Origin of the sequence: Fictibacillus terranigra (assembly GCF_030412265.1) — a bacterium.
GTDB lineage: Bacteria > Bacillota > Bacilli > Bacillales > Fictibacillaceae > Fictibacillus_C > Fictibacillus_C terrinigri.
Genome location: NZ_JAUHLN010000001.1, coordinates 1,232,528 through 1,252,181, shown reverse-complemented (window position 1 = coordinate 1,252,181; position 19,654 = coordinate 1,232,528). Strand labels below are relative to the sequence as shown.

17 protein-coding genes are annotated in these 19,654 nt (G+C 44.4%); 1 reads left to right on the top strand and 16 read right to left on the bottom strand.

Features of this window, described 5'->3' with window-relative positions:
* Nucleotides 1-5: 5 nt before the first annotated feature.
* From mutM to QYF49_RS06225, 9 genes are all read right to left on the bottom strand, one after another.
* A complete protein-coding gene (gene mutM / locus QYF49_RS06265) occupies nucleotides 6-827 on the bottom strand; it encodes a DNA-formamidopyrimidine glycosylase (protein WP_290398737.1) in 822 nt (273 codons plus the stop codon).
* Nucleotides 828-879: 52 nt separating this feature from the next.
* The gene (polA, locus tag QYF49_RS06260; protein ID WP_290399063.1) at nucleotides 880-3,522 is read right to left on the bottom strand and encodes a DNA polymerase I; all 2,643 of its coding nucleotides are present in this window, start codon (nucleotides 3,520-3,522) and stop codon (nucleotides 880-882) included.
* A 204-nt stretch (nucleotides 3,523-3,726) separates the two neighbouring features.
* Nucleotides 3,727-5,466 (bottom strand): two-component system histidine kinase PnpS, encoded by a 1,740-nt coding sequence (pnpS, locus tag QYF49_RS06255; protein ID WP_290398736.1) that lies wholly within the window; start codon nucleotides 5,464-5,466, stop codon nucleotides 3,727-3,729.
* On the bottom strand, nucleotides 5,466-6,176 hold the full coding sequence (locus QYF49_RS06250) for a response regulator transcription factor (protein ID WP_290398735.1): 711 nt from the start codon (nucleotides 6,174-6,176) through the stop codon (nucleotides 5,466-5,468). The genes pnpS and QYF49_RS06250 overlap by 1 nt, the downstream gene beginning before the upstream one ends.
* Nucleotides 6,177-6,459: 283 nt before the next feature.
* Entirely contained in the window at nucleotides 6,460-6,936 is a 477-nt protein-coding gene (locus QYF49_RS06245; protein WP_290398734.1) for a MaoC/PaaZ C-terminal domain-containing protein, read from the bottom strand.
* Nucleotides 6,937-7,029: 93 nt separating this feature from the next.
* Complete coding sequence (gene mdh, locus QYF49_RS06240; protein ID WP_290398733.1) at nucleotides 7,030-7,971, bottom strand: malate dehydrogenase; 942 nt, start codon at nucleotides 7,969-7,971, stop codon at nucleotides 7,030-7,032.
* 77 nt (nucleotides 7,972-8,048) lie between these two features.
* Complete coding sequence (icd, locus tag QYF49_RS06235; protein ID WP_290398732.1) at nucleotides 8,049-9,317, bottom strand: NADP-dependent isocitrate dehydrogenase; 1,269 nt, start codon at nucleotides 9,315-9,317, stop codon at nucleotides 8,049-8,051.
* Nucleotides 9,318-9,415: 98 nt separating this feature from the next.
* Nucleotides 9,416-10,531 carry a citrate synthase gene (citZ, locus tag QYF49_RS06230; protein ID WP_290398731.1) on the bottom strand — a complete coding sequence of 372 codons (1,116 nt, stop codon included), beginning with the start codon at nucleotides 10,529-10,531 and terminating at the stop codon, nucleotides 9,416-9,418.
* A 189-nt stretch (nucleotides 10,532-10,720) separates the two neighbouring features.
* A complete protein-coding gene (locus QYF49_RS06225; protein WP_290398730.1) occupies nucleotides 10,721-11,179 on the bottom strand; it encodes a DUF441 domain-containing protein in 459 nt (152 codons plus the stop codon).
* 53 nt (nucleotides 11,180-11,232) lie between these two features.
* Between QYF49_RS06225 and ytvI the strand changes: the two genes are divergently transcribed.
* A complete protein-coding gene (ytvI, locus tag QYF49_RS06220; RefSeq protein ID WP_290398729.1) occupies nucleotides 11,233-12,345 on the top strand; it encodes a sporulation integral membrane protein YtvI in 1,113 nt (370 codons plus the stop codon).
* 42 nt (nucleotides 12,346-12,387) lie between these two features.
* On the opposite strand, the gene QYF49_RS06215 is transcribed toward ytvI, so the two are convergent.
* The 7 genes from QYF49_RS06215 to ystJ form a co-directional block, all read right to left on the bottom strand.
* Nucleotides 12,388-12,783 carry an FxsA family protein gene (locus tag QYF49_RS06215; protein WP_290398728.1) on the bottom strand — a complete coding sequence of 132 codons (396 nt, stop codon included), beginning with the start codon at nucleotides 12,781-12,783 and terminating at the stop codon, nucleotides 12,388-12,390.
* A 75-nt stretch (nucleotides 12,784-12,858) separates the two neighbouring features.
* Complete coding sequence (pyk, locus tag QYF49_RS06210) at nucleotides 12,859-14,610, bottom strand: pyruvate kinase (protein WP_290398727.1); 1,752 nt, start codon at nucleotides 14,608-14,610, stop codon at nucleotides 12,859-12,861.
* A 47-nt stretch (nucleotides 14,611-14,657) separates the two neighbouring features.
* Nucleotides 14,658-15,617: a 6-phosphofructokinase gene (gene pfkA / locus QYF49_RS06205; protein ID WP_290398726.1), complete on the bottom strand. Its 960-nt coding sequence runs from the start codon at nucleotides 15,615-15,617 to the stop codon at nucleotides 14,658-14,660.
* A 116-nt stretch (nucleotides 15,618-15,733) separates the two neighbouring features.
* The gene (locus QYF49_RS06200; RefSeq protein WP_290398725.1) at nucleotides 15,734-16,711 is read right to left on the bottom strand and encodes an acetyl-CoA carboxylase carboxyltransferase subunit alpha; all 978 of its coding nucleotides are present in this window, start codon (nucleotides 16,709-16,711) and stop codon (nucleotides 15,734-15,736) included.
* Between the two features lie 2 nt (nucleotides 16,712-16,713).
* Nucleotides 16,714-17,568, bottom strand: coding sequence for an acetyl-CoA carboxylase, carboxyltransferase subunit beta (gene accD / locus QYF49_RS06195; RefSeq protein ID WP_290398724.1), 855 nt, complete (start codon nucleotides 17,566-17,568; stop codon nucleotides 16,714-16,716).
* Between the two features lie 30 nt (nucleotides 17,569-17,598).
* Nucleotides 17,599-18,228, bottom strand: coding sequence for a FadR/GntR family transcriptional regulator (locus QYF49_RS06190; protein ID WP_290398723.1), 630 nt, complete (start codon nucleotides 18,226-18,228; stop codon nucleotides 17,599-17,601).
* Between the two features lie 25 nt (nucleotides 18,229-18,253).
* Nucleotides 18,254-19,492, bottom strand: a complete 1,239-nt coding sequence (ystJ, locus tag QYF49_RS06185; protein ID WP_290398722.1) for an NADP-dependent malic enzyme — start codon at nucleotides 19,490-19,492, stop codon at nucleotides 18,254-18,256.
* Nucleotides 19,493-19,654: the final 162 nt, after the last annotated feature.

Genomic DNA, 19,654 nt, shown 5'->3' with positions numbered 1-19,654 from the left:
AACTGTTATTTTTGGCAGCTGCTGCAAAAATGAGTGCCTCTTCCGGCCACAACGATTCTTGCTATTTCACGTCCACACTTTTTGCAAGGTTCGCCTTTTTTTCCATAAACAAAAAGCTCCAGTTGAAAGTTCCCGGATCTCCCTTCGGAGTTCACATAAGACCGAATCGTACTTCCGCCTTTTTCGACCGACTCTTTCAGAATGGAAACCATGTTTTCCTGAAGCCGTTTTAACCGATGCAGCGATAGTCCGCTGGCTTTTTGTTCCGGATGAATACCCGATGCAAAAAGAATCTCATCCACATAAATATTTCCGAGGCCTGCAATTAAAGACTGATCAAGCAATACCGCCTTCACCGACCGGCCTGTCTTTGAGAACATCTTCTTTAAAAAAGCTGGGGTAAGTTCTGCAGAAAAAGGTTCATATCCAAGTTTGGATAACGGCGGCTGTTGTTCTTCTTCACCTATAGGATACAAGTGCATCGTACCGAATTTCCGTACATCCCGATACCTGAGCTCACTGCCGTCAGTAAACTCAAAAAGGACATGCGTATGTTTATCAATCGGTTCTTCTTTTTGATTTAATGCATACTTCCCCTCCATCCTCAGATGGGAGACCAGCACGTCATCATCAAGAAAGATCTTCAGGAACTTGCCCCTTCGCTCGACATGTTGAATCGTCTGGCCGCTGAGCCGGATTTTGAATTCATCGAGCTCAGGATGTTTAATAATATTGCTCCATAAGACGTTCACTTCTTTAATCGTTTTCCCGCCAACCAGTCTGTTGAGCGTGTTTTTTACGTTTTCTACCTCTGGCAATTCAGGCATATCTTTCACCTCAAATGAAAATGAAAACAGCCGAAACGGCTTTTTCTCCACTCTATTTCGCGTCGTACCAAGTATCTCCGTAATCTAAATCAACTTTTAATGGGACATCCAGGCCGAGTGCAGATTCCATCACCTTAGGGACCATGGAGCAAAGCTTATCAATTTCGTTTTCCGGCACCTCAAAGATCAGCTCATCATGCACCTGAAGCAGCATTGATGCTTTGAGTTTTTCTTCTTTCAGCACCCGATCCATTTCAACCATCGCTTTTTTAATGATGTCGGCCGCTGTACCCTGAATCGGAGTATTCATGGCCGTCCGTTCGGCAAAGCTTCTTAAATTAAAATTCCGGCTCGTGATCTCCGGCAAGTAACGGCGGCGGTGCATGAGCGTTGAAACATAGCCATCCTGTTTCGCCTGGCGGACGACGGATTCCATATATTCCTTAACGCCAGGGAACGTTCTTAAATACTTCTCAATAAATTCTCCGGCTTCTTTCCTTGTAATGTTCAAGCTTTGCGAAAGGCCATAATCACTGATTCCATATACAATTCCAAAGTTAACCGCCTTCGCATGCCTTCTCATTTCCGAGGTCACTTCATCCGTGCCCACGTGGAAGACATCCATCGCAGTCTTCGTATGAACGTCCATTTCTTTTTTGAAGGCTTCCATCAAATTTTCATCCTGAGAAATATGTGCAAGGACACGAAGTTCAATTTGAGAATAGTCCGCGGCGAGGATTTTCCAGCCCGGTTTTGAAGCGACGAAGGCTTGCCTGATCTTTCTTCCTGCTTCAAGCCTGATCGGAATATTTTGCAGGTTGGGTTCTGTCGAACTCAATCTTCCTGTTTGAGTGAGTGCCTGGTTAAATCGTGTATGGATCTTATGCGTATCTTCATCAACTACCTTCAATAGGCCTTCAATGTAGGTCGAGCTTAATTTTCCAAGCTGGCGATAAACAAGGATTTTCCTGATGATTTCATGCTTGCCTTCCAATTTTTCAAGCACATCCACCGAGGTGCTGTAACCGGTCTTTGTCTTTTTGATCGCCGGCAGATTGAGTTTCTCAAACAGGATCTCCGCTAACTGCTTCGGCGAATTGATGTTGAAAGATACACCGGCCAGTTCATGAATCTCTTCTTCCAGCGTTTTCAGCTGTTCTGTGAGTTCTTGTCCCATCGCCTGCAGCCTTCCTGCGTCCACTTTTACTCCTGTCGTTTCCATTTCACCAAGCACCAGTGATAATGGAAGCTCCAGGTCCGCAAAAAGTTCATACTGTTCGTTTTCCTTCAGCAGTCCAGCCAGCTTGTCCTGAAGAGCAAAAATCGCATTCGCTTTACGGACAAGATGTTCCGCTAATACCTCTTCTTCCGGAACCTTGCGTTTGGCGCCTTTTCCGTATACCGCTTCTTCCGTGTCCGTGTCATGTATACCGTAGCGTTTAGCAATGCCCGCTACGTCTTCTCCTGACTCAGACGGATCCAAAAGATAAGAAGCGATCATAAGATCAAACTCCACACCCTTTAGTGAAATTCCGTTCCAGTCCAATGCCACGTAAGCTCTCTTGGCGTCGAACACGTACTTCGTTTTGGTGTCATTCTCCGCCCATTCTTTAAACACTGCGGAAGACAGCGCTTTTTCAGCAGGGATATAATACTTTCCATTGCTGTTCACGATCGCCAGCCCGTTGACCGGAGCTTTATGGTACGTTTCCGGGGTTGTTTCTACGATAAGTGCGGCAGGTGTTGATAAGATCTCATCATTAAGCTCTTCAGCCTTCTCAAAGGATATCTCTTCTTTTTCCTGTTCGCTCAGCTGTTCAGCTCCGCTGTCACCGCCGATTCGTTCCAGCAGCGAGTTGAACCCAAGATCTTTAAAGAGTGGAATCAGCTGTTCTGATTTGTAACCTTCATACACCGAGTCGTTTAAGGAGATTTCGATCGGTGCTTCATGCGTTATGGTAGCCAGTTGTTTACTCATCAAGGCCTGTTCCTTATTGTCAGCCAGTTTCTCCTTCAGCTTTGCCCCAGAAACCTGATCAATGGATTCCAGTGTTTCTTCCAGTGTGCCGAACTGTTTGATTAGTTTAATGGCTGTTTTTTCCCCGACTCCTGGAACTCCCGGGATGTTATCGGATGGATCGCCCATCAGACCCTTCATGTCGATAATCTGGTTTGGGTTTATGCCATACCTCTCTTCCACCTGTTTTAGGTCGTAAGCTTCCACTTCCGAGATCCCTTTACGGGTCAGTGCAACTTCAACGTTTTCTGTTACGAGCTGAAGCAAATCTTTATCACCAGTAAAAACTTTAACATCCCAGTCTCCTTTTTCAGCCTGGCTGGAAAGCGTCCCGATAATATCATCTGCTTCATAGTTTTCGAGCTCGTACCGTTTAATCCCAAAACCGTCCAAAAGCTGGCGGATGAGCGGGAACTGTTCGGAAAGCTCTGAAGGAGTCTTCTGCCGTCCGCCTTTATATTCGGTAAACGTTTTATGCCTGAAGGTTGTTTTCCCCGCATCAAATGCTACAAGCACATGGCTGGGCTTTTCATCTTCCAAAATTTTAAGAAGCATCGTCGTAAATCCGTAAACGGCATTTGTGTATACACCTTTATCATTGTTGAGCAGAGGAAGCGCGAAAAACGCACGGTATGCGATACTGTTTCCATCGATCAATATTAATTTATTTGCCAAAATGATACCCCCTGATCAGTTGTTTTCCTGTTCCCATTGTACCATCCTGCTCTATGAAAAGAAAATTGCCGGTTCCTGTTTAAAAAGAAGACAAAAAAAGAGAGAACCCGGAACGGATTCTCTTAAAGGGGGTACTGAAAAAGGATAGTTATAGCATAACGATAAACTGTTAAGCCTGAACAAATGCAGTGTTAATATTTTGTAAATTCACGCATTAAATTCTTTTTTAAAGACCAGTGTAAACGTTGAACCTTCCCCCGGCTTGCTTTTTACATGGATACGCCCTCTGTGGGCTTCTACCAAGTGCTTGACAATCGCGAGGCCGAGGCCTGTACCGCCGGAGTTTCTGCTTCTCGCCTTGTCTACTCTGTAAAACCGTTCGAAGATCCGTGATATTTCCTCTTTATGAATGCCGATTCCTGTATCGGATACACTGAAGGTCACTTTTTCACTGCTTTCCTTCAAACGGATAGTTACCCTGCCGCCTTTTGGCGTATAGTTTAGGCTGTTATTGATTAGATTGATGAACACTTGCTTTAACCTCGGCGAATCCCCTTCAATCACGGTATTCCCTTCTGCAGAATACTTGATCTTTATCTCTTTCTCCTGTGTTTTTGTTTCCAGCATGAGCATCACTTCTTCAACGATCGTCGCGAGATTCACCTTTTGCAGGTTCAAGGAAAAGCCTTGTTCCACTTTTGACAGATCAAGCAGATCCTGGATAAGATGCTGCAGCCGGTCACTCTCTTTCCACATGATCGTAAGAAACTTTTTGCGGATTTCCGGATTGCCGTCTGCCCCGTCCAATAAGGTTTCAGCAAAACCCTTTAGTGAAGTAACCGGTGTTTTTAATTCATGAGAAACGTTTGCAACAAAATCCTTTCTCATTTGTTCCAGTTTTTTCAATTCAGTAATGTCATGAAACACAAGAACAATGCCGCGAAGTTTTCCAAGACTATTGAGGACCGGAGCGCTGTAAATATCAAAGTTCTTTCTCTCAATATGAATAGGAAGCACGACTTGCTTCCGGATGTTGGTTTCCATAATAAACGTATCTTCAACGATCTTTGTAATCTCATTATATGGAAATACGTCATGAAACAAGTGGCCGGTCCATGAATCGGTATACTCTTTAAAAATTTCTTTGAATGCCCGGTTAACAATCGTTATATAGCCGTCAGAATCGATCAAAATCAATCCGCTGCCCATGTTTTCAATCAGGGTCTTTAAACGGTCTTGCTGTGATTCATAGGATTTTGTCATCTTCTCGAGATTTCGGGCGAGTACATTTAAGGAGAAGTTCAGTTCCCCTACATCGCCTTTATATTCATAGGTTCTCGCCTTAAAATTCCCTCTTGCCAGCTCCTTCGCGGTGCTTGTCGCCTCCTCGACTGGCTTCACGATCCGATTCAGTACACGGATCGATACGAAGAGAACAATAATTAAGCTGATGATAAAACCAAGAGACATGGCAAGCCATATGGACCGCTCAGTGCCGTTGGCTGTCTTTTCAGGAATAACAAGCTGGACATACCCCTTAATTGATTCAGACGCTTGATTTTTTACAGGAAGAGTATAAATCATGCGGTCGATATCTTTTGTAGCAGCCAGAGAGTTTCCTTTATAATCGGCCAATCCTCTTAACGGCTCTTCGGGAACAGCTTCTTTCTCATTTTGTGACTGCGCCAAAACCTTTCCTTTAGGAGATAGATAAAGAACCTTACCTCCTAAATCCTTCTCCGCTCGGTTCAGCAGCTTTTCCAGAAAAACTGGATCACGGTTTAGAGCCGAAAGGGAAACCAGCTGGAGTTCACGCTGGTAGGATTGCAGACGTTTTTCCTTAACAGTATAGTGCACCAGACCCCCGACAATCAGAGCGAGCAGGATGAACACAAGCATAATTCCAACCAGGAAAAAAGAAAGTACCCGGTTTTTAAAATCTGGCATTATTGCGGAACCTCAAGCTTATAGCCCATCCCCCTGATGGTTTTGATATAAATCGGCTTTCGGGTATTTTCTTCGATTTTTTCCCGCAAGTGGCTGATGTGCACATCCACAATCCTAGTATCTCCGACAAAGTCATAGTTCCAAACAGCAGACAGGAGCTGTTCACGGGTGAGCACCCGGTTTTTATTCTTTGAAAGGTAGACGAGCAGCTCGAACTCTTTCGGGGTCAGTTCAAGTGCAGTGCCTTTGTAGAAAGCTTCATAGTTCTCGGGATAGACTTCTACCTCGCCGATCGTCAGCTTCTCTGGTTCCTCTGGTGGAGCAGGCTCTTCAATTGCTGCCTGCTTTGTCCGACGGAGGATCGCTTTCACACGGGCAACTACTTCACGGGGGCTGAACGGCTTTGTCATATAGTCATCTGCGCCTAATTCCAACCCTAGTACCTTATCAAATTCATCATCTTTTGCAGTCAGCATGAGAATGGGAATAAAAAGCTGCTTTTGTCTCAGATTTTTACAGACCTCGAGACCATCCATTTCAGGAAGCATAAGATCAAGAACGATTAAATCCGGCTTTTCCATTTCTGCTAATTCAAGGCCCTTTCGTCCATCCATAGCGGTGATCACTTCAAAACCAGCTTGTTCTAAATTAAATTGTAATAATGTTGAGATCGATAATTCGTCCTCGACTACCATGATTTTCTGGCTCATCTTTTCCCACCCTTTTTTATTTACGTTTCACCATTTTCATTACAATCATACTATTTTTTTCTTCGAAGCACAAAAGGGCTAGATTAAAGATTTCGTAAAGTTTGTAAATTTTAAAAGAAAAACCGAAGCGCCTGTTTAAGCCGACAAGCGCTGGAGTTTCTGAATTCAGACATTTAAGTCGAAATTAGATTTCAATTTTCGTCCTCGGGTTCTGAAGCAAGACACCACTTCATGCCAACAAAATCTTTTGTTTGTTTAAATAAAAAAAGACCGGTCGCCCGGTCTAAAAGTTTTCCAGCGTATTTGATGTAATAGATTTAGGCGGATAAGGAGGACATATTTCCAGGTCCCCTATAATGACCAGCTCGTTTTTCTCATTTTTCCCTTCTACTTTCATCATGATGGAATGTGCCGACTGGTTGATTTCTGTCACTTCAAACAGGAAATTCACTTTGCCGTAATGATAAACAGGTTTCGGGAATGACAGTGATTGTTTTTTAATGCTGCTTCCGGGACCAGGCAAATATTTGGACACCGCGGCTGTTATCATCCCGGTCAGCAGAATCTGCGGAACAATTGGTTTTTTGAATGGAGTCATGGATGCATAATCATGCTGGATGAATAATGGGTTGTTATCGTTGGTAAGTCCAAGGTATAAGAGCAGATCTTTATCTTCAATCGTTTCGGACATTTCTAGTTTTTCCCCTGCTTGGATCTCTTCTATATTTCTGCCCAGTTTACGTTTTTTTCCTAATAACATAAATGGCCACCCCTCATTACTCCTTAAGTAAACGCTTACATTTCTTTTTTGATTAAAAGATTCGGGATCGCCCGAACCTTTTAATCAAACGATTTATGCTAAAACATTCATTACACTTTTAACAGATTCTGCAGAACGATCCAGCGCTGCCTTTTCATCAGCTGTTAATTCAAGTTCAATGATTTCTTCAAGTCCGTTGCCGCCTACGATTGTTGGAACACCTAGGCAAATCCCGTTATAGCCGTATTCGCCTTCGAGATAAGCGATCGTTGGAAGAACACGTCTTTGGTCTTTAAGTACCGCTTCTACCATTTCTACCAAGGAAGCAGCAGGAGCATAATAAGCGCTTCCGTTTCCTAGGAGGTTGACAATTTCTCCGCCGCCTTTGCGAGTACGTTCAACAATCGCATCCAGACGATCTTGAGGAATTAATTTTTCCAATGGGATTCCGCCTGCATAGGAGTATCGTACGAGCGGCACCATGTCATCTCCATGCCCGCCAAGAACAAAACCGGTGATGTCTTTAACAGAAAGGTTCAATTCTTGGGAGATAAACGTACGGAAACGAGCCGAATCAAGGATTCCAGACTGTCCGATCACTCGGCTTTTCGGGAAACCTGATTCTTTAAGAACCGTGTAAGTCATCGCATCAACAGGATTTGTCAGAACGATGATTACTGTGTTGGGAGAATACTTCACGATTTCTTGTGTAACGCTTTTCATGACTTTCGCATTTGTGTTCACAAGATCATCACGGCTCATGCCGGGTTTACGTGCGATTCCTGCAGTAATAACGACCACATCGGAATCTTTTGTATCTTCATAATTGGAAGTACCAATGATATTCGCATCAAATCCTTGTACAGGGCTTGCTTCCAGCATGTCCAGCGCTTTCCCTTTAGTAGGATTCTCTGCTTGAGGAATGTCAACAAGCACTACATCCCCAAGTTCTTTTTGAGCTGCGATAAATGCGGTTGTTGCTCCAGTAAAACCTGCACCAATGACTGAAATCTTTTTGCGTGAGTTTACTGCCATAAGGAATCCCTCCAATAATCTTGGTTCTTTTTTTCAAAATTTAGGAATTGGCCCCGGAGGACCGGGGCCAATTTTAATTACATATTGCTGATGAGTTCGTCAGCAAACTCAGAACATTTTACTTCTGTAGCACCGTCCATCAAACGTGCGAAGTCATAAGTAACAACTTTGCCGGCAATAGCTTTTTCCATAGCAGAAGTAATGAGTTTAGCTGCTTCTTGCCATCCGAGGTGCTCCAGCATTAAAACACCAGATAGAATAACAGAAGAAGGGTTAACTTTATCCAGTCCTGCATATTTAGGAGCTGTACCATGAGTAGCTTCGAAGATCGCATGGCCAGTTTCATAGTTGATGTTAGCTCCAGGCGCGATTCCGATTCCGCCTACTTGTGCCGCAAGCGCATCAGAAATGTAGTCACCATTCAGGTTCATTGTCGCAACAACATCAAATTCTGCAGGACGAGTAAGGATCTGCTGAAGGAAAATATCAGCGATAGAGTCTTTAACGATAATTTTGCCTGCAGCCTCTGCGTCAGCTTGTGCTTTGTTAGCTGCGTCTTTCCCTTGTTCTTCAGCAATGCGGTCGTATTGAGCCCAAGTGAATACTTTATCGCCGAATTCTTGTTCAGCAAGCTCATAACCCCAGTTTTTGAATGCACCTTCTGTAAATTTCATGATGTTTCCTTTGTGGACAAGCGTTAAGCTCTTGCGCCCTTCGCTGATCGCGTACTGAAGGGCAGCACGAACCAAACGTTTTGTTCCTTCAGAAGAAACGGGCTTGATTCCGATACCGGAAGTTTCAGGGAAGCGGATTTTCTTTACTCCCATTTCTTCCTGCAGGAAAGAAATAACCTTCTTCACTTCATCAGATCCGCTTGCATACTCGATACCCGCGTAAATATCTTCAGTGTTTTCACGGAAGATCACCATATCCGTATCTTCCGGACGTTTTACAGGTGAAGGTACACCTTGGAAATAACGAACCGGACGAAGACAAGTGAACAAGTCCAATTCTTGGCGAAGTGCCACGTTTAATGAACGGATTCCTCCGCCAACAGGCGTGGTAAGAGGTCCTTTAATAGCGATTATGTAATCGCGGATCACATCAAGTGTTTCGGATGGAAGCCATTCGCCTGTCTCGTTGAATGCTTTCTCCCCGGCAAGAACTTCCTTCCAGACGATTTTCTTTTCGCCATTGTATGCTTTATCTACTGCTGCCTCCAAGACACGTGACGCTGCCGCCCAAATATCAGGGCCAGTCCCGTCTCCCTCAATAAAAGGGATGATCGGCTGGTTAGGTACGTTTAATACCCCGTTATCTACTGTAATACGCTCTCCATTTGACATGTTGCTCGTCCTCCTATCTAAAATCTCTTACTTTTCTATCCTACTAAAATAACCTTCAAAAGAGAAGAGGAACCCCTCTTCTCTTTTCTTACTGACCATTAGCGTTCAGAAACTGGAATGTACTTTTGCATGGAAGGTCCGGTATAATCTGCACGCGGACGAATCAAGCGATTGTTTTCATACTGCTCAAGAATATGGGCAATCCAACCGGATACACGGCTCACCGCAAAGATCGGTGTAAAGATATCGTGAGGAATGCCAAGGCTGTGGTATACGCTGGCAGAATAGAAGTCTACGTTTGGAAGCAGTCCTTTTTCTTCTTTTAGCAGCTCTTCTAATCTGACAGACATTTTATACCATTTCTCTTCGCCTGTTGTTGTTGTAAGCTGTTTGCTCATTTCACGAAGATGTTTGGCGCGCGGGTCGCCATTTTTGTATACACGGTGTCCGAAGCCCATGATTTTTTGTTTGTTGTCAATGGCCTTTCTCAGGTAAGTTTCCACGTTCTCTTCACTGTTGATTTCGCTGAGCATCTTCATCACCTGCTCGTTTGCTCCTCCGTGAAGAGGCCCTTTTAACGCACTGATCGCAGCAGTTACACCGGAGTACATATCAGAAAGCGTTGCTACAGCAACACGTGCAGTAAATGTTGAAGCATTCAGTTCATGGTCTGCATGAAGAACCAATGCTTTATTAAATGCTTCCACTGCCACTTCGTCTGGTTCTTTGCCTGTCAGCATGTAAAGGAAGTTAGCTGCAAGGCCTAAATCTTTGCGTGGAGAAACAGGCTCTTGGCCTTCACGGATCCTTGCAAACGCTGTAACCACTGTTGAAATCTGTGCCTGTAGTTTAACCGCTTTTTTGTAATTTCCTTCTTTAGTCATGTCTTCTGCATCTTCATCGTACATTCCAAGCAAGGAAACCGCTGTACGAAGAATCGCCATCGGGTGAACTCCTTTTAAAGGAAGCGATTTCAATTGTTTGATTAAATCATCAGATACAGCCGCTTGTTCAGCAAGCTCTGCTTTAAACTGCTCCAATTCCTTTTCGTTAGGAAGTTTTCCATTCCACAATAAATATACTACTTCCTCAAATGTTGCGTGGTCTGCCAAGTCGTCAATGCTGTACCCTCTGTATGTCAGTACATCATCAATGATTGAGCTGACAGATGAGGTTGTAGCCACTACACCTTCTAATCCTCTTGTTGCTGTCATGGTTATCTCTCCCTTTCTAGAATCTCTTTCTCCTTTAATAGAAAAGCACAAAACCATAAAACTCTTATACGTAAGAGCTTACATTTCTAGCCTTTTAAGAAATGTAGACTATTTAAAGGAAATCGTACATATAAGTCAATTATAAACAATAAACAGGGCTTTGTGAATGGAAATGCCTTTTTTCGTTGTTTAAGCACTGAAAAATTCGACAATTTTCATAGCGATATACGCAATTCCTGCCCCGATAAGAGGACCTACCGCTACGCCGTTTAAGAAAGCTACAGCTAGAATGGTGCCGAAAACAAGAGCTGCTGTAATATGAGGATCGTTCTGCAGAAGCGTTATTCCTTTTGATGCGATAAGCGCAACAAAAATTCCGGAAAGCAAAGCAATCCAAGCAAATGATGATTTTAAGGCTTCCTGCAGCTGTTTAAATCCGATGTCCCCTGTAGCGATTGGAATCAGCACAGCAATCGTGATGATGGTTACGCCCCAGTTGATGCCTTTCTGCTGAATCAGAGGAAAGACCTTATCCCCGATCCCTGTGAATTTAAGGACAAGCAACACGGCAAGAGCAATGATTAACGACTGGTTCTTCGCTATGATTCCAATGGCCAGCAGGATGATCAAAAACAATGTTGACTGCATGATAGGTAACCTTCTCTCTATTTATGTAGTGATCTGAACGGATGGTGAAGGATATGAACAATGACTATTTGCACCGTATTCTGCGCTTTTTTCTCATAGTATGTTTATTTTCCATTGTCTTACTTGCCTGTTTTTTTCTTTCCAAAGTAACTTACCCTTTTATCCTTGGCGGAATCATCGCCATGTCGATCAATCCATTCGTTAACTTTTTAGAAGAAAAGGGGAGAATGCATCGAGGCTTCGCTGTTTTTACGGCTCTGCTTCTGCTTATCGCAACATTGGCAGGAGCTGTGTTGCTCCTGATGCGGGAAATTTTCACCGGATTTGCTTATCTGGCACACGTTCTTCCTACGTACAGTAAAATACTGGTACAATACATGGAAATCTGTTTCAAGGAGAAAATCCTCCCCCTCTATAATGACATCAACCGTATGTTTAATAACTTGGATGACGGGCATCAGCAGACGATCATGAAAAATATTGATGCGGTCGGAACACACATCACAACAACCGTAAGCAATTTGGCTCAACAAACGGTCAACTGGATCTCCACTGTGCTTGTCAGTCTGCCGAGCATTGTTACCGTACTTGTATTTTCCATTCTTGCGGCCTTTTTTATTTGCAAAGACTGGTATCGTTTTTCTGGATACCTGCGAAAGATCTCTTCTGATAAATGGATGGCGAGCACCCGAACCGTTTACATTGAACTGCGCAAGGCATTGTTTGGTTTTGCCAAAGCGCAGCTGACACTTATCTCAATAACAGCCTTTATTGTATTGATCGGCCTATTGCTGCTTCGGATAGAATATGCCATCACAATTGCTTTGTTAATCGGCGCTGTGGATCTTCTGCCCTATTTGGGAACCGGAGCCGTCTTCATGCCCTGGATTGCCTATACCTTTGTTTCCGGAGATTATCCGTTAACGGTCGGGCTCTCTGTTCTCTATGGCGTGGTCATTATACAGCGGCAGCTGGCCGAACCAAAAATTCTTTCCTCGACCATCGGGCTTGATCCTCTCGCGACGCTCATTGCCCTGTTTGTCGGGTTCCAATGGTTTGGATTTCTCGGCCTGTTGATCGGACCTGCCTTTCTTGTCATCCTCCGTGCTCTCCATCAGGCTCAATTCTTCCACGAAGTTTACTATTTTATTAAAGGAAAAAGCTGAAATTTCCAAATAAAGAGAGAGCCTCCAACTGGAGGCTCGTTTTTATCGTTTCCAATAGAAATTATATTGTCCGGATCTTATTTTCCGCTGAAAATAACGTAATAACTGCACTTTAGCTACAGAACGTGTCGGAGGAAAAAGCAGCAGTAATCCGGCAAAATCGGAAATAAATCCTGGAGTGAACAAGAACACGCCCCCCGCCAGAATACAGATTCCATCAATGAGTACATTCCCCGGCACCTGGCCGTTTTGCAGCTGGGCCTGTGCATTTCTGAGTGCGTTCATACCTTCTCTTTTGGCCAGCCAAGCGCCCAACAGACCGGTAAACATAATGAGTGCTACGGTAGGGACCGGACCGATCAGGTTACCCGTCCAGACCAATAATCCGATTTCTGCAGCTGGTACGACAAGCAGCAATACAAACAAAATCCTGAACATAAAGACTGCTCCTTTAGTAAGGTTTCTAATCGATGAAAAAAGAGAAGGATCAGCTCCTTCTCTTCTTATTATAGATTATAAAACGTTTTTGCGCCCGTCATAGATATCGCCTTTAGAAGCGTCCACCGTGATTTCCTGTCCGTCTTTTAGAAGCTTTGTAGCATCTTGAAGACCCACGATAACCGGTTTTCCCAAGCTGATGCCGACCACTGCAGCATGGCTAGTTAATCCGCCCTCTTCAGTAATGATGGCTGCTGCCTTTTCAATCGCTGACATCATTTCACGGTCGGTTCCGATCGTAACAAGGATATCACCTTCATTTACTTTTGTGGCTTCTTCTGCATTGCGTGCAACAACCACTTTACCAGTCGCTGATTGCTGTCCAATCCCTTGCCCTTTTGCAAGAACATCACCGATCACGTGAACTTTCAGAAGGTTGGTTGAACCTGTTTTACCGACAGGAACTCCAGCCGTAATTACGACGATGTTTCCATGTGCGACCAAGTTGCTCTCGAGTGAAGAATCGATCGCGATTTGGAACATTTCATCTGTTGTATCGGCTTTCTTGCCCTTTACAGGATATACTCCCCATACAAGAGATAGTTTTCTCATCACGTCTTCATGGCTTGTTACAGCAATGAGAGGTGCTTTAGGGCGGTATTTAGAGATCATCCGTGCTGTCATTCCTCGTTCAGTCGCAGTGATGACTGCATCCGCTTCAAGATTTAACGCGGTAAAGGAAACCGATTGAGAAATAGCGTCTGTGATCGTTGTTTTGCTTTCCTTGCTTCGCTGAGACAGGATGTTACGATAATCTAAAGCAGATTCTGCACGTTCTGCAATCTTGTGCATCGTTTGAACCGCTTCAACAGGATACGTTCCTGCAGCTGTTTCACCTGAAAGCATGATGGCATCCGTACCGTCAAAGATGGCGTTCGCCACGTCACTCGCTTCCGCACGTGTCGGACGAGGGTTGCGCTGCATGGAATCAAGCATTTGGGTAGCTGTGATGACAGGCTTCCCAAGTTCATTACATTTTTTGATCAGCATTTTTTGTACAAGCGGCACTTCCTCAGCGGGAATCTCAACGCCTAAGTCACCGCGGGCTACCATCAAGCCATCAGATACCGCAAGGATTTCGTCGATGTTCTCGACACCTTCCTGGTTTTCAATCTTAGGAATGATCTGGATGCTTTGTGCATTGTGTTTTTCAAGAATCTCACGGATCTCAAGAACATCCGTTGCACGGCGCACAAAGGAAGCAGCGATGAAATCGATTCCCTGCTCAATCCCAAACTTAATGTCCTTCGCGTCCTTATCTGTGATTCCAGGAAGCTTTACACTTACGCCCGGAACGTTTACGCCTTTTTTGTTCTTTAATGTTCCGCTGTTCAAAATCTTTGTTGTGATTTCTTTGGAACCAAAGTTCGTAACTTCAAGCTCGATCAAGCCATCGTCCAGCAGGATTTTAGATCCGACGTGCACATCATCAACAAGACCTGGATAGGTTACAGAAATCTTCTTGCTTGTTCCCATAACTTCTTCCATCGAGATAATAAGCTCTTCCCCGGCTTGCAGTTCTGCAACGCCGCCTTCAAGTGTTTGTGTACGGATTTCAGGGCCTTTCGTATCCAAAAGTATCGCAACAGTCTTGCCAAGCTTGGCCGCTGCTTCTCGAATGTTTTTGATACGCGCTCCATGTTCTTCAAAATCTCCGTGGGAAAAGTTTAGACGAGCTACATTCATACCTGTTTCGATGAGCTGTGTCAACTTTTCTACACTTTCACTTGCAGGTCCGATCGTACAGACTATTTTTGTTTTACGCATGGGTCTTCCTCCTGTATTTTGCATTTCGCTAACATGCATTGATTGAATTAGATAGATAGTTCTTGAGATAAACGGTACATGCCCCGGTCAATTTGGTGTTTGCTGGCTAGAACTTCGGTTATGTCATGATCTACCAATACGTTTTTTTGCACACCAACCGTACGCCCGGCTTTGCCTTCGAGCAGCAATTCTACAGCTCTGGCACCAAGACGGCTTGCAAGCACGCGGTCAAATGCCGTAGGAGAACCTCCGCGCTGGATGTGCCCCAATACGGTGACCCGTGTCTCCAAGTTTGTTTTTTCCTCGATCTGCTTGCCGATTTCAACTCCGCTGCAAACACCTTCTGCAACAATGATAATACTGTGCTTTTTGCCGCGCTCGATCCCTAATTTCAACCGGTTGATGATCTGTTCCATCTCATGTTTTTCTTCAGGAATAAGAATGGATTCTGCACCATCGGCAAGGCCTGCCCAAAGAGCAAGGTCGCCCGCATCCCGGCCCATGACTTCAATAACATAAGTTCTGTCATGGGAAGTAGCCGTATCTCGAATCTTATCGATGGCTTCAATGATTGTATTTAATGCTGTATCAAATCCGATGGTAAAGTCAGTTCCCGGAATATCATTGTCAATTGTTCCTGGAAGCCCGATCGTAGGAAAACCGTGCTCAGTGAGCTTCTTCGCTCCCTGGAACGAACCGTCGCCTCCGATGACGACAAGGCCTTCGATTCCATATTTCCTCAGCTGTTCAATCCCTTTGGCTTGTCCTTCTGGTGTTTTGAACTCCTCACATCGCGCGGTGCGAAGCATTGTTCCGCCTCTATGAATGATATCCCCTACAGAACCAACCTCAAGCTTTGTAATATTACCCGAGATCAATCCTGAATAGCCATTGTATATGCCATAAACTTCAAGATCATGAAAAATCCCCTTACGAACTACAGCACGAATGGCAGCGTTCATACCCGGTGAATCTCCTCCACTTGTAAGAACCCCAATTCGCTTCATCTTATTTCCACCTCTCAAGTATTCTCATCTTATTAAAATATCATGTTCAAAACTTCAGCACAATAGACAACAAAAGACAAAAAATGCGCTCTCTCACTAGGGAGAAAGCACATTCCTTAATTCATCGCAATGGAACCGTTTACAAACGTAAATTGTCCCATTTTTTTGTACTTTTCATATCGCTGTTCAACAAGCTCCTGTTCTGACATTTTTTCGAGCTGGGCCAGGGATTCCTGTAAACACGCGTCTATGCGCCTTGATTGTTCAGCGGCATCATGATGGGCGCCGCCTTTCACTTCTTCGATGACTTCATCGATTACTCCGAGCTCTTTTAAATCCGGAGCTGTAATTTTCATTGATTCTGCAGCTAGTTTCGCTTTTGTGGAATCTTTCCAAAGGATAGAAGCAGCACCTTCCGGAGATATAACCGAGTACCAGGAGTTTTCCAGCATGTGAACATGGTTTCCCACTCCTAAAGCAAGGGCGCCGCCGCTGGCTCCTTCACCGATAATAATACAGATAACCGGTACTGTTAGCCCTGCCATCTCCACAAGGTTCCTTGCGATAGCTTCGCTCTGACCGCGTTCTTCCGCTGACTTCCCGGGAAATGCTCCTTTTGTATCAAGAAGGCAGATGATCGGGCGGGAAAACTTTTCAGCCTGTTTCATCAATCGAAGAGCTTTGCGGTAACCTTCTGGATGAGGCATCCCAAAGTTTCTGCGGATGTTTTCTTTTGTGTCTCTTCCCCGCTGCTGGCCGATGACAGTTACCGGCTGGCCATGGAACATTCCAATACCGCCTACTATCGCTTGGTCTTCTCCAAAAAGACGGTCTCCATGAAGTTCTATAAAGTCTGTAAACAAGTAAGGAATGTAGTCAAGCGTTGTAGGACGCTCGGGATGGCGGGCAACAAGAACACGGTCCCAAGGAGTCATATTCTCATACGTATCATTTTGAAGTGCACTCAGCCGTTCTTCCAAAGAACGGATCTCGTCTGTTAAATCAATTCCCTTTTCCTGCATGAATGACTCTAACTCAGCAATCTTCTTTTTAAGCTCCGTAATCGGACGTTCAAACTCTAATTCACCGACCATGTCTATTCCCTCCTTCCCGAATGTATTTTTAATACCGTAGTTAATGTTTCTTTCATTTCGTCTCTTGGAATGACTTTATCAAGCTGACCATGCTTAAGCAAAAACTCCGACGTCTGAAAATCTTCAGGCAGATCTTCACGGATCGTCTGCTCAATTACCCTGCGTCCGGCAAAGCCGATCAAGGCTCTTGGCTCTGCAAAATTAAAATCTCCAACCGATGCAAAGCTTGCAGAAACGCCGCCGGTTGTAGGGTGCGTCATCACCGAAATGAATAACAGCCCGCGGTCGCTCAGCTTTTTAAGTGCCACACTTGTTTTTGCCATCTGCATTAAGCTGAGTATTCCTTCCTGCATTCGTGCTCCGCCAGAAGCAGTAAAAATAAGAAATGGCGTCTCTTTTTCGATGGCTTTTTCGATCGCTCTTGTAATTTTTTCTCCAACGACCGAGCCCATGCTGCCCATCCTGAAGCGTGAATCCATGACAGCGATAACGACCGGGTGGCTGTTTATGGTGCCATCACCGGTAACAACCGCTTCGTTGATCCTTGTTTTTTTTCTGTCGCTGTCTAATTTTTCGAGATACCCCGGAAATTCAAGCGGGTTTTCTGATATCATATCCTGATCATATTCTGTAAAACTGCCTTCATCTATAAGGCTTCCAATTCTCTCATACGACGACATTGGATAATGATAGCTGCATGACTGGCATACGAGCAGATTCTTCTTCAGCTCTTTTGTGTACATGATGTGTTTGCACTCAGGACATTTAGTCATGAGCCCCTCAGGTACATCCTGTTTCATTCTTTCGGTTGGAATCGTGGCATATTTCTTCTTCTTGGCGAAAAAATCTTTTAACAAAATTACACCACCCATACTATAAAATTAATGTCACAGTTCACGAGACATTAGCTGAATAACTTTCATGCTGTCCCCGTTTTTTAAATGCTCCATAATTTGCGAGCAGTCCCCTGGGTCAGGAATAAACGTTTTCCCGTGAAGCGATGAACCATAACCGGACAGTTCAATCCATAGCCTGTACAGCAAATGATTATCGCACAATCGAATAACAGCATCCTTAAACTGATAGGAGAGCTTCTGAAGCTGACCTGAATCATCTTCTTCATGCATTTGTTGAAGCAGGACATTTAAGAACTCAACATCCTTATCTTTTATCCGTTTTACCGCAAGTTCAATGCAGTCACGGAGAATGATGGATTTTGTCTCCAAAAGGTTCTGCTTCGCTTTTTTGTCATGCAAAATGAATGAAGCAAGCACCTCAACAAGCCGGTGCCCAGTAGCAGGTTTGATGAACGTACCCTCTCCCCGTCTGGTTTCAATCAGTCCAAGAAGCTCCAGTGACCGGAGCGCTTCTCTTACGGAAGACCGTCCAACATGCAGACGGTCCGTGAGTTCACGTTCTGATGGGAGCTTGTCACCGGCCTGAAGATTGTCTTCTTCTATAATTGTTTTAATCTTTTTTAAGATCTCAACATAGACTTTTTCAGATGTGCCTGACAACTGTCCTGCCTCCCTTGAGAACCTATTATTCTTTTCCAATCAATGAAAGCCGCATCGTTTTTTCAGCGATTTTCTCAGGATCCACTTTAATTCTCGCAACTCCTGTTTCCATAGCTGCTTTCGCAACCGCAGCTGCCACAGCAGGTGCCACACGAGGATCAAATGGAGCCGGAATCACATAATCCGGATTTAATTCACTTTCGGCAACAAGATTAGCAATCGCGTTAACCGCAGCGATTTTCATCTCTTCGTTAATGTGTGTTGCCCTTACATCAAGAGCACCGCGGAAAATCCCCGGGAAGGCAAGTACGTTATTTACCTGGTTAGGAAAATCTGAACGGCCTGTCCCAATGACCATCGCGCCTGCTTCTCTGGCATTTTGCGGCATAATTTCAGGATTTGGGTTAGCCATTGCAAAAATAATCGGATTCTCGCTCATCGAACGGATCATCTCTTCCGTTAATGCCCCTTCTACGGATACACCGATGAATAGATCAGTTCCGGCGATTACCTCTTTCAGGGAGCCTTCTTTTTTCGAACGGTTCGTAAACTTGGCAACCTCGCTTTTCACGCTGTTCATACCAAACGGACGGCCTTCGTAGATCGCACCCTTAGTATCACACATCACGATGTCTTTTACACCGAAACGGTCCAGCAGTTTGATGATAGCAATCCCAGCTGCGCCCGCGCCATTAACAACCACTTTGATTTCGGACATCGTACGTTTTGTAAGTTTCAATGCGTTAACGAGGCCTGCCAGCGTCACAATCGCTGTACCATGCTGATCATCATGGAAGATTGGAATATTGGTTTCTTTTTTCAGGCGTTCTTCAACAAGGAAGCAATTAGGGGCTGCGATATCCTCAAGATTCACACCTCCGAATGTTGGCTCAAGAAGCTTAACTGTCTCAACTATCTTATCCACGTCGGTTGTGTTCAGACAAATAGGAAACGCATCAACGCCTGCAAAACTTTTAAAAAGAACAGCCTTCCCTTCCATTACCGGCAACGCGGCTTCCGGGCCGATATTTCCTAGCCCAAGAACTGCAGTACCATCGGAAACTACAGCAACAGTATTGCCCTTCATCGTATATTCATAGACCTTGGACTTGTCATCATAGATATCTTTGCACGGCTCTGCCACTCCCGGAGAGTAAGCTAGACTCAAATCCTTCGCATTTCTGACAGGAACTTTAGGAGTCGATTCCAGCTTTCCTTTGTTCACTCTGTGCATATGCAGGGCTTCTTCTCGTAAAATAGACATCATTTCATCTCCTAATTTTATTAAATTAAGTAATATCAAAGGGTTGGGTGAAGCAATGTCCAACACTGGCAATGCTGTGCTCTTGCAATAATGATACAATCTGCTTGGTGGTCAGACCACCATTGACTTATGACTTATTTATTATAACAGATGCATGCAAGC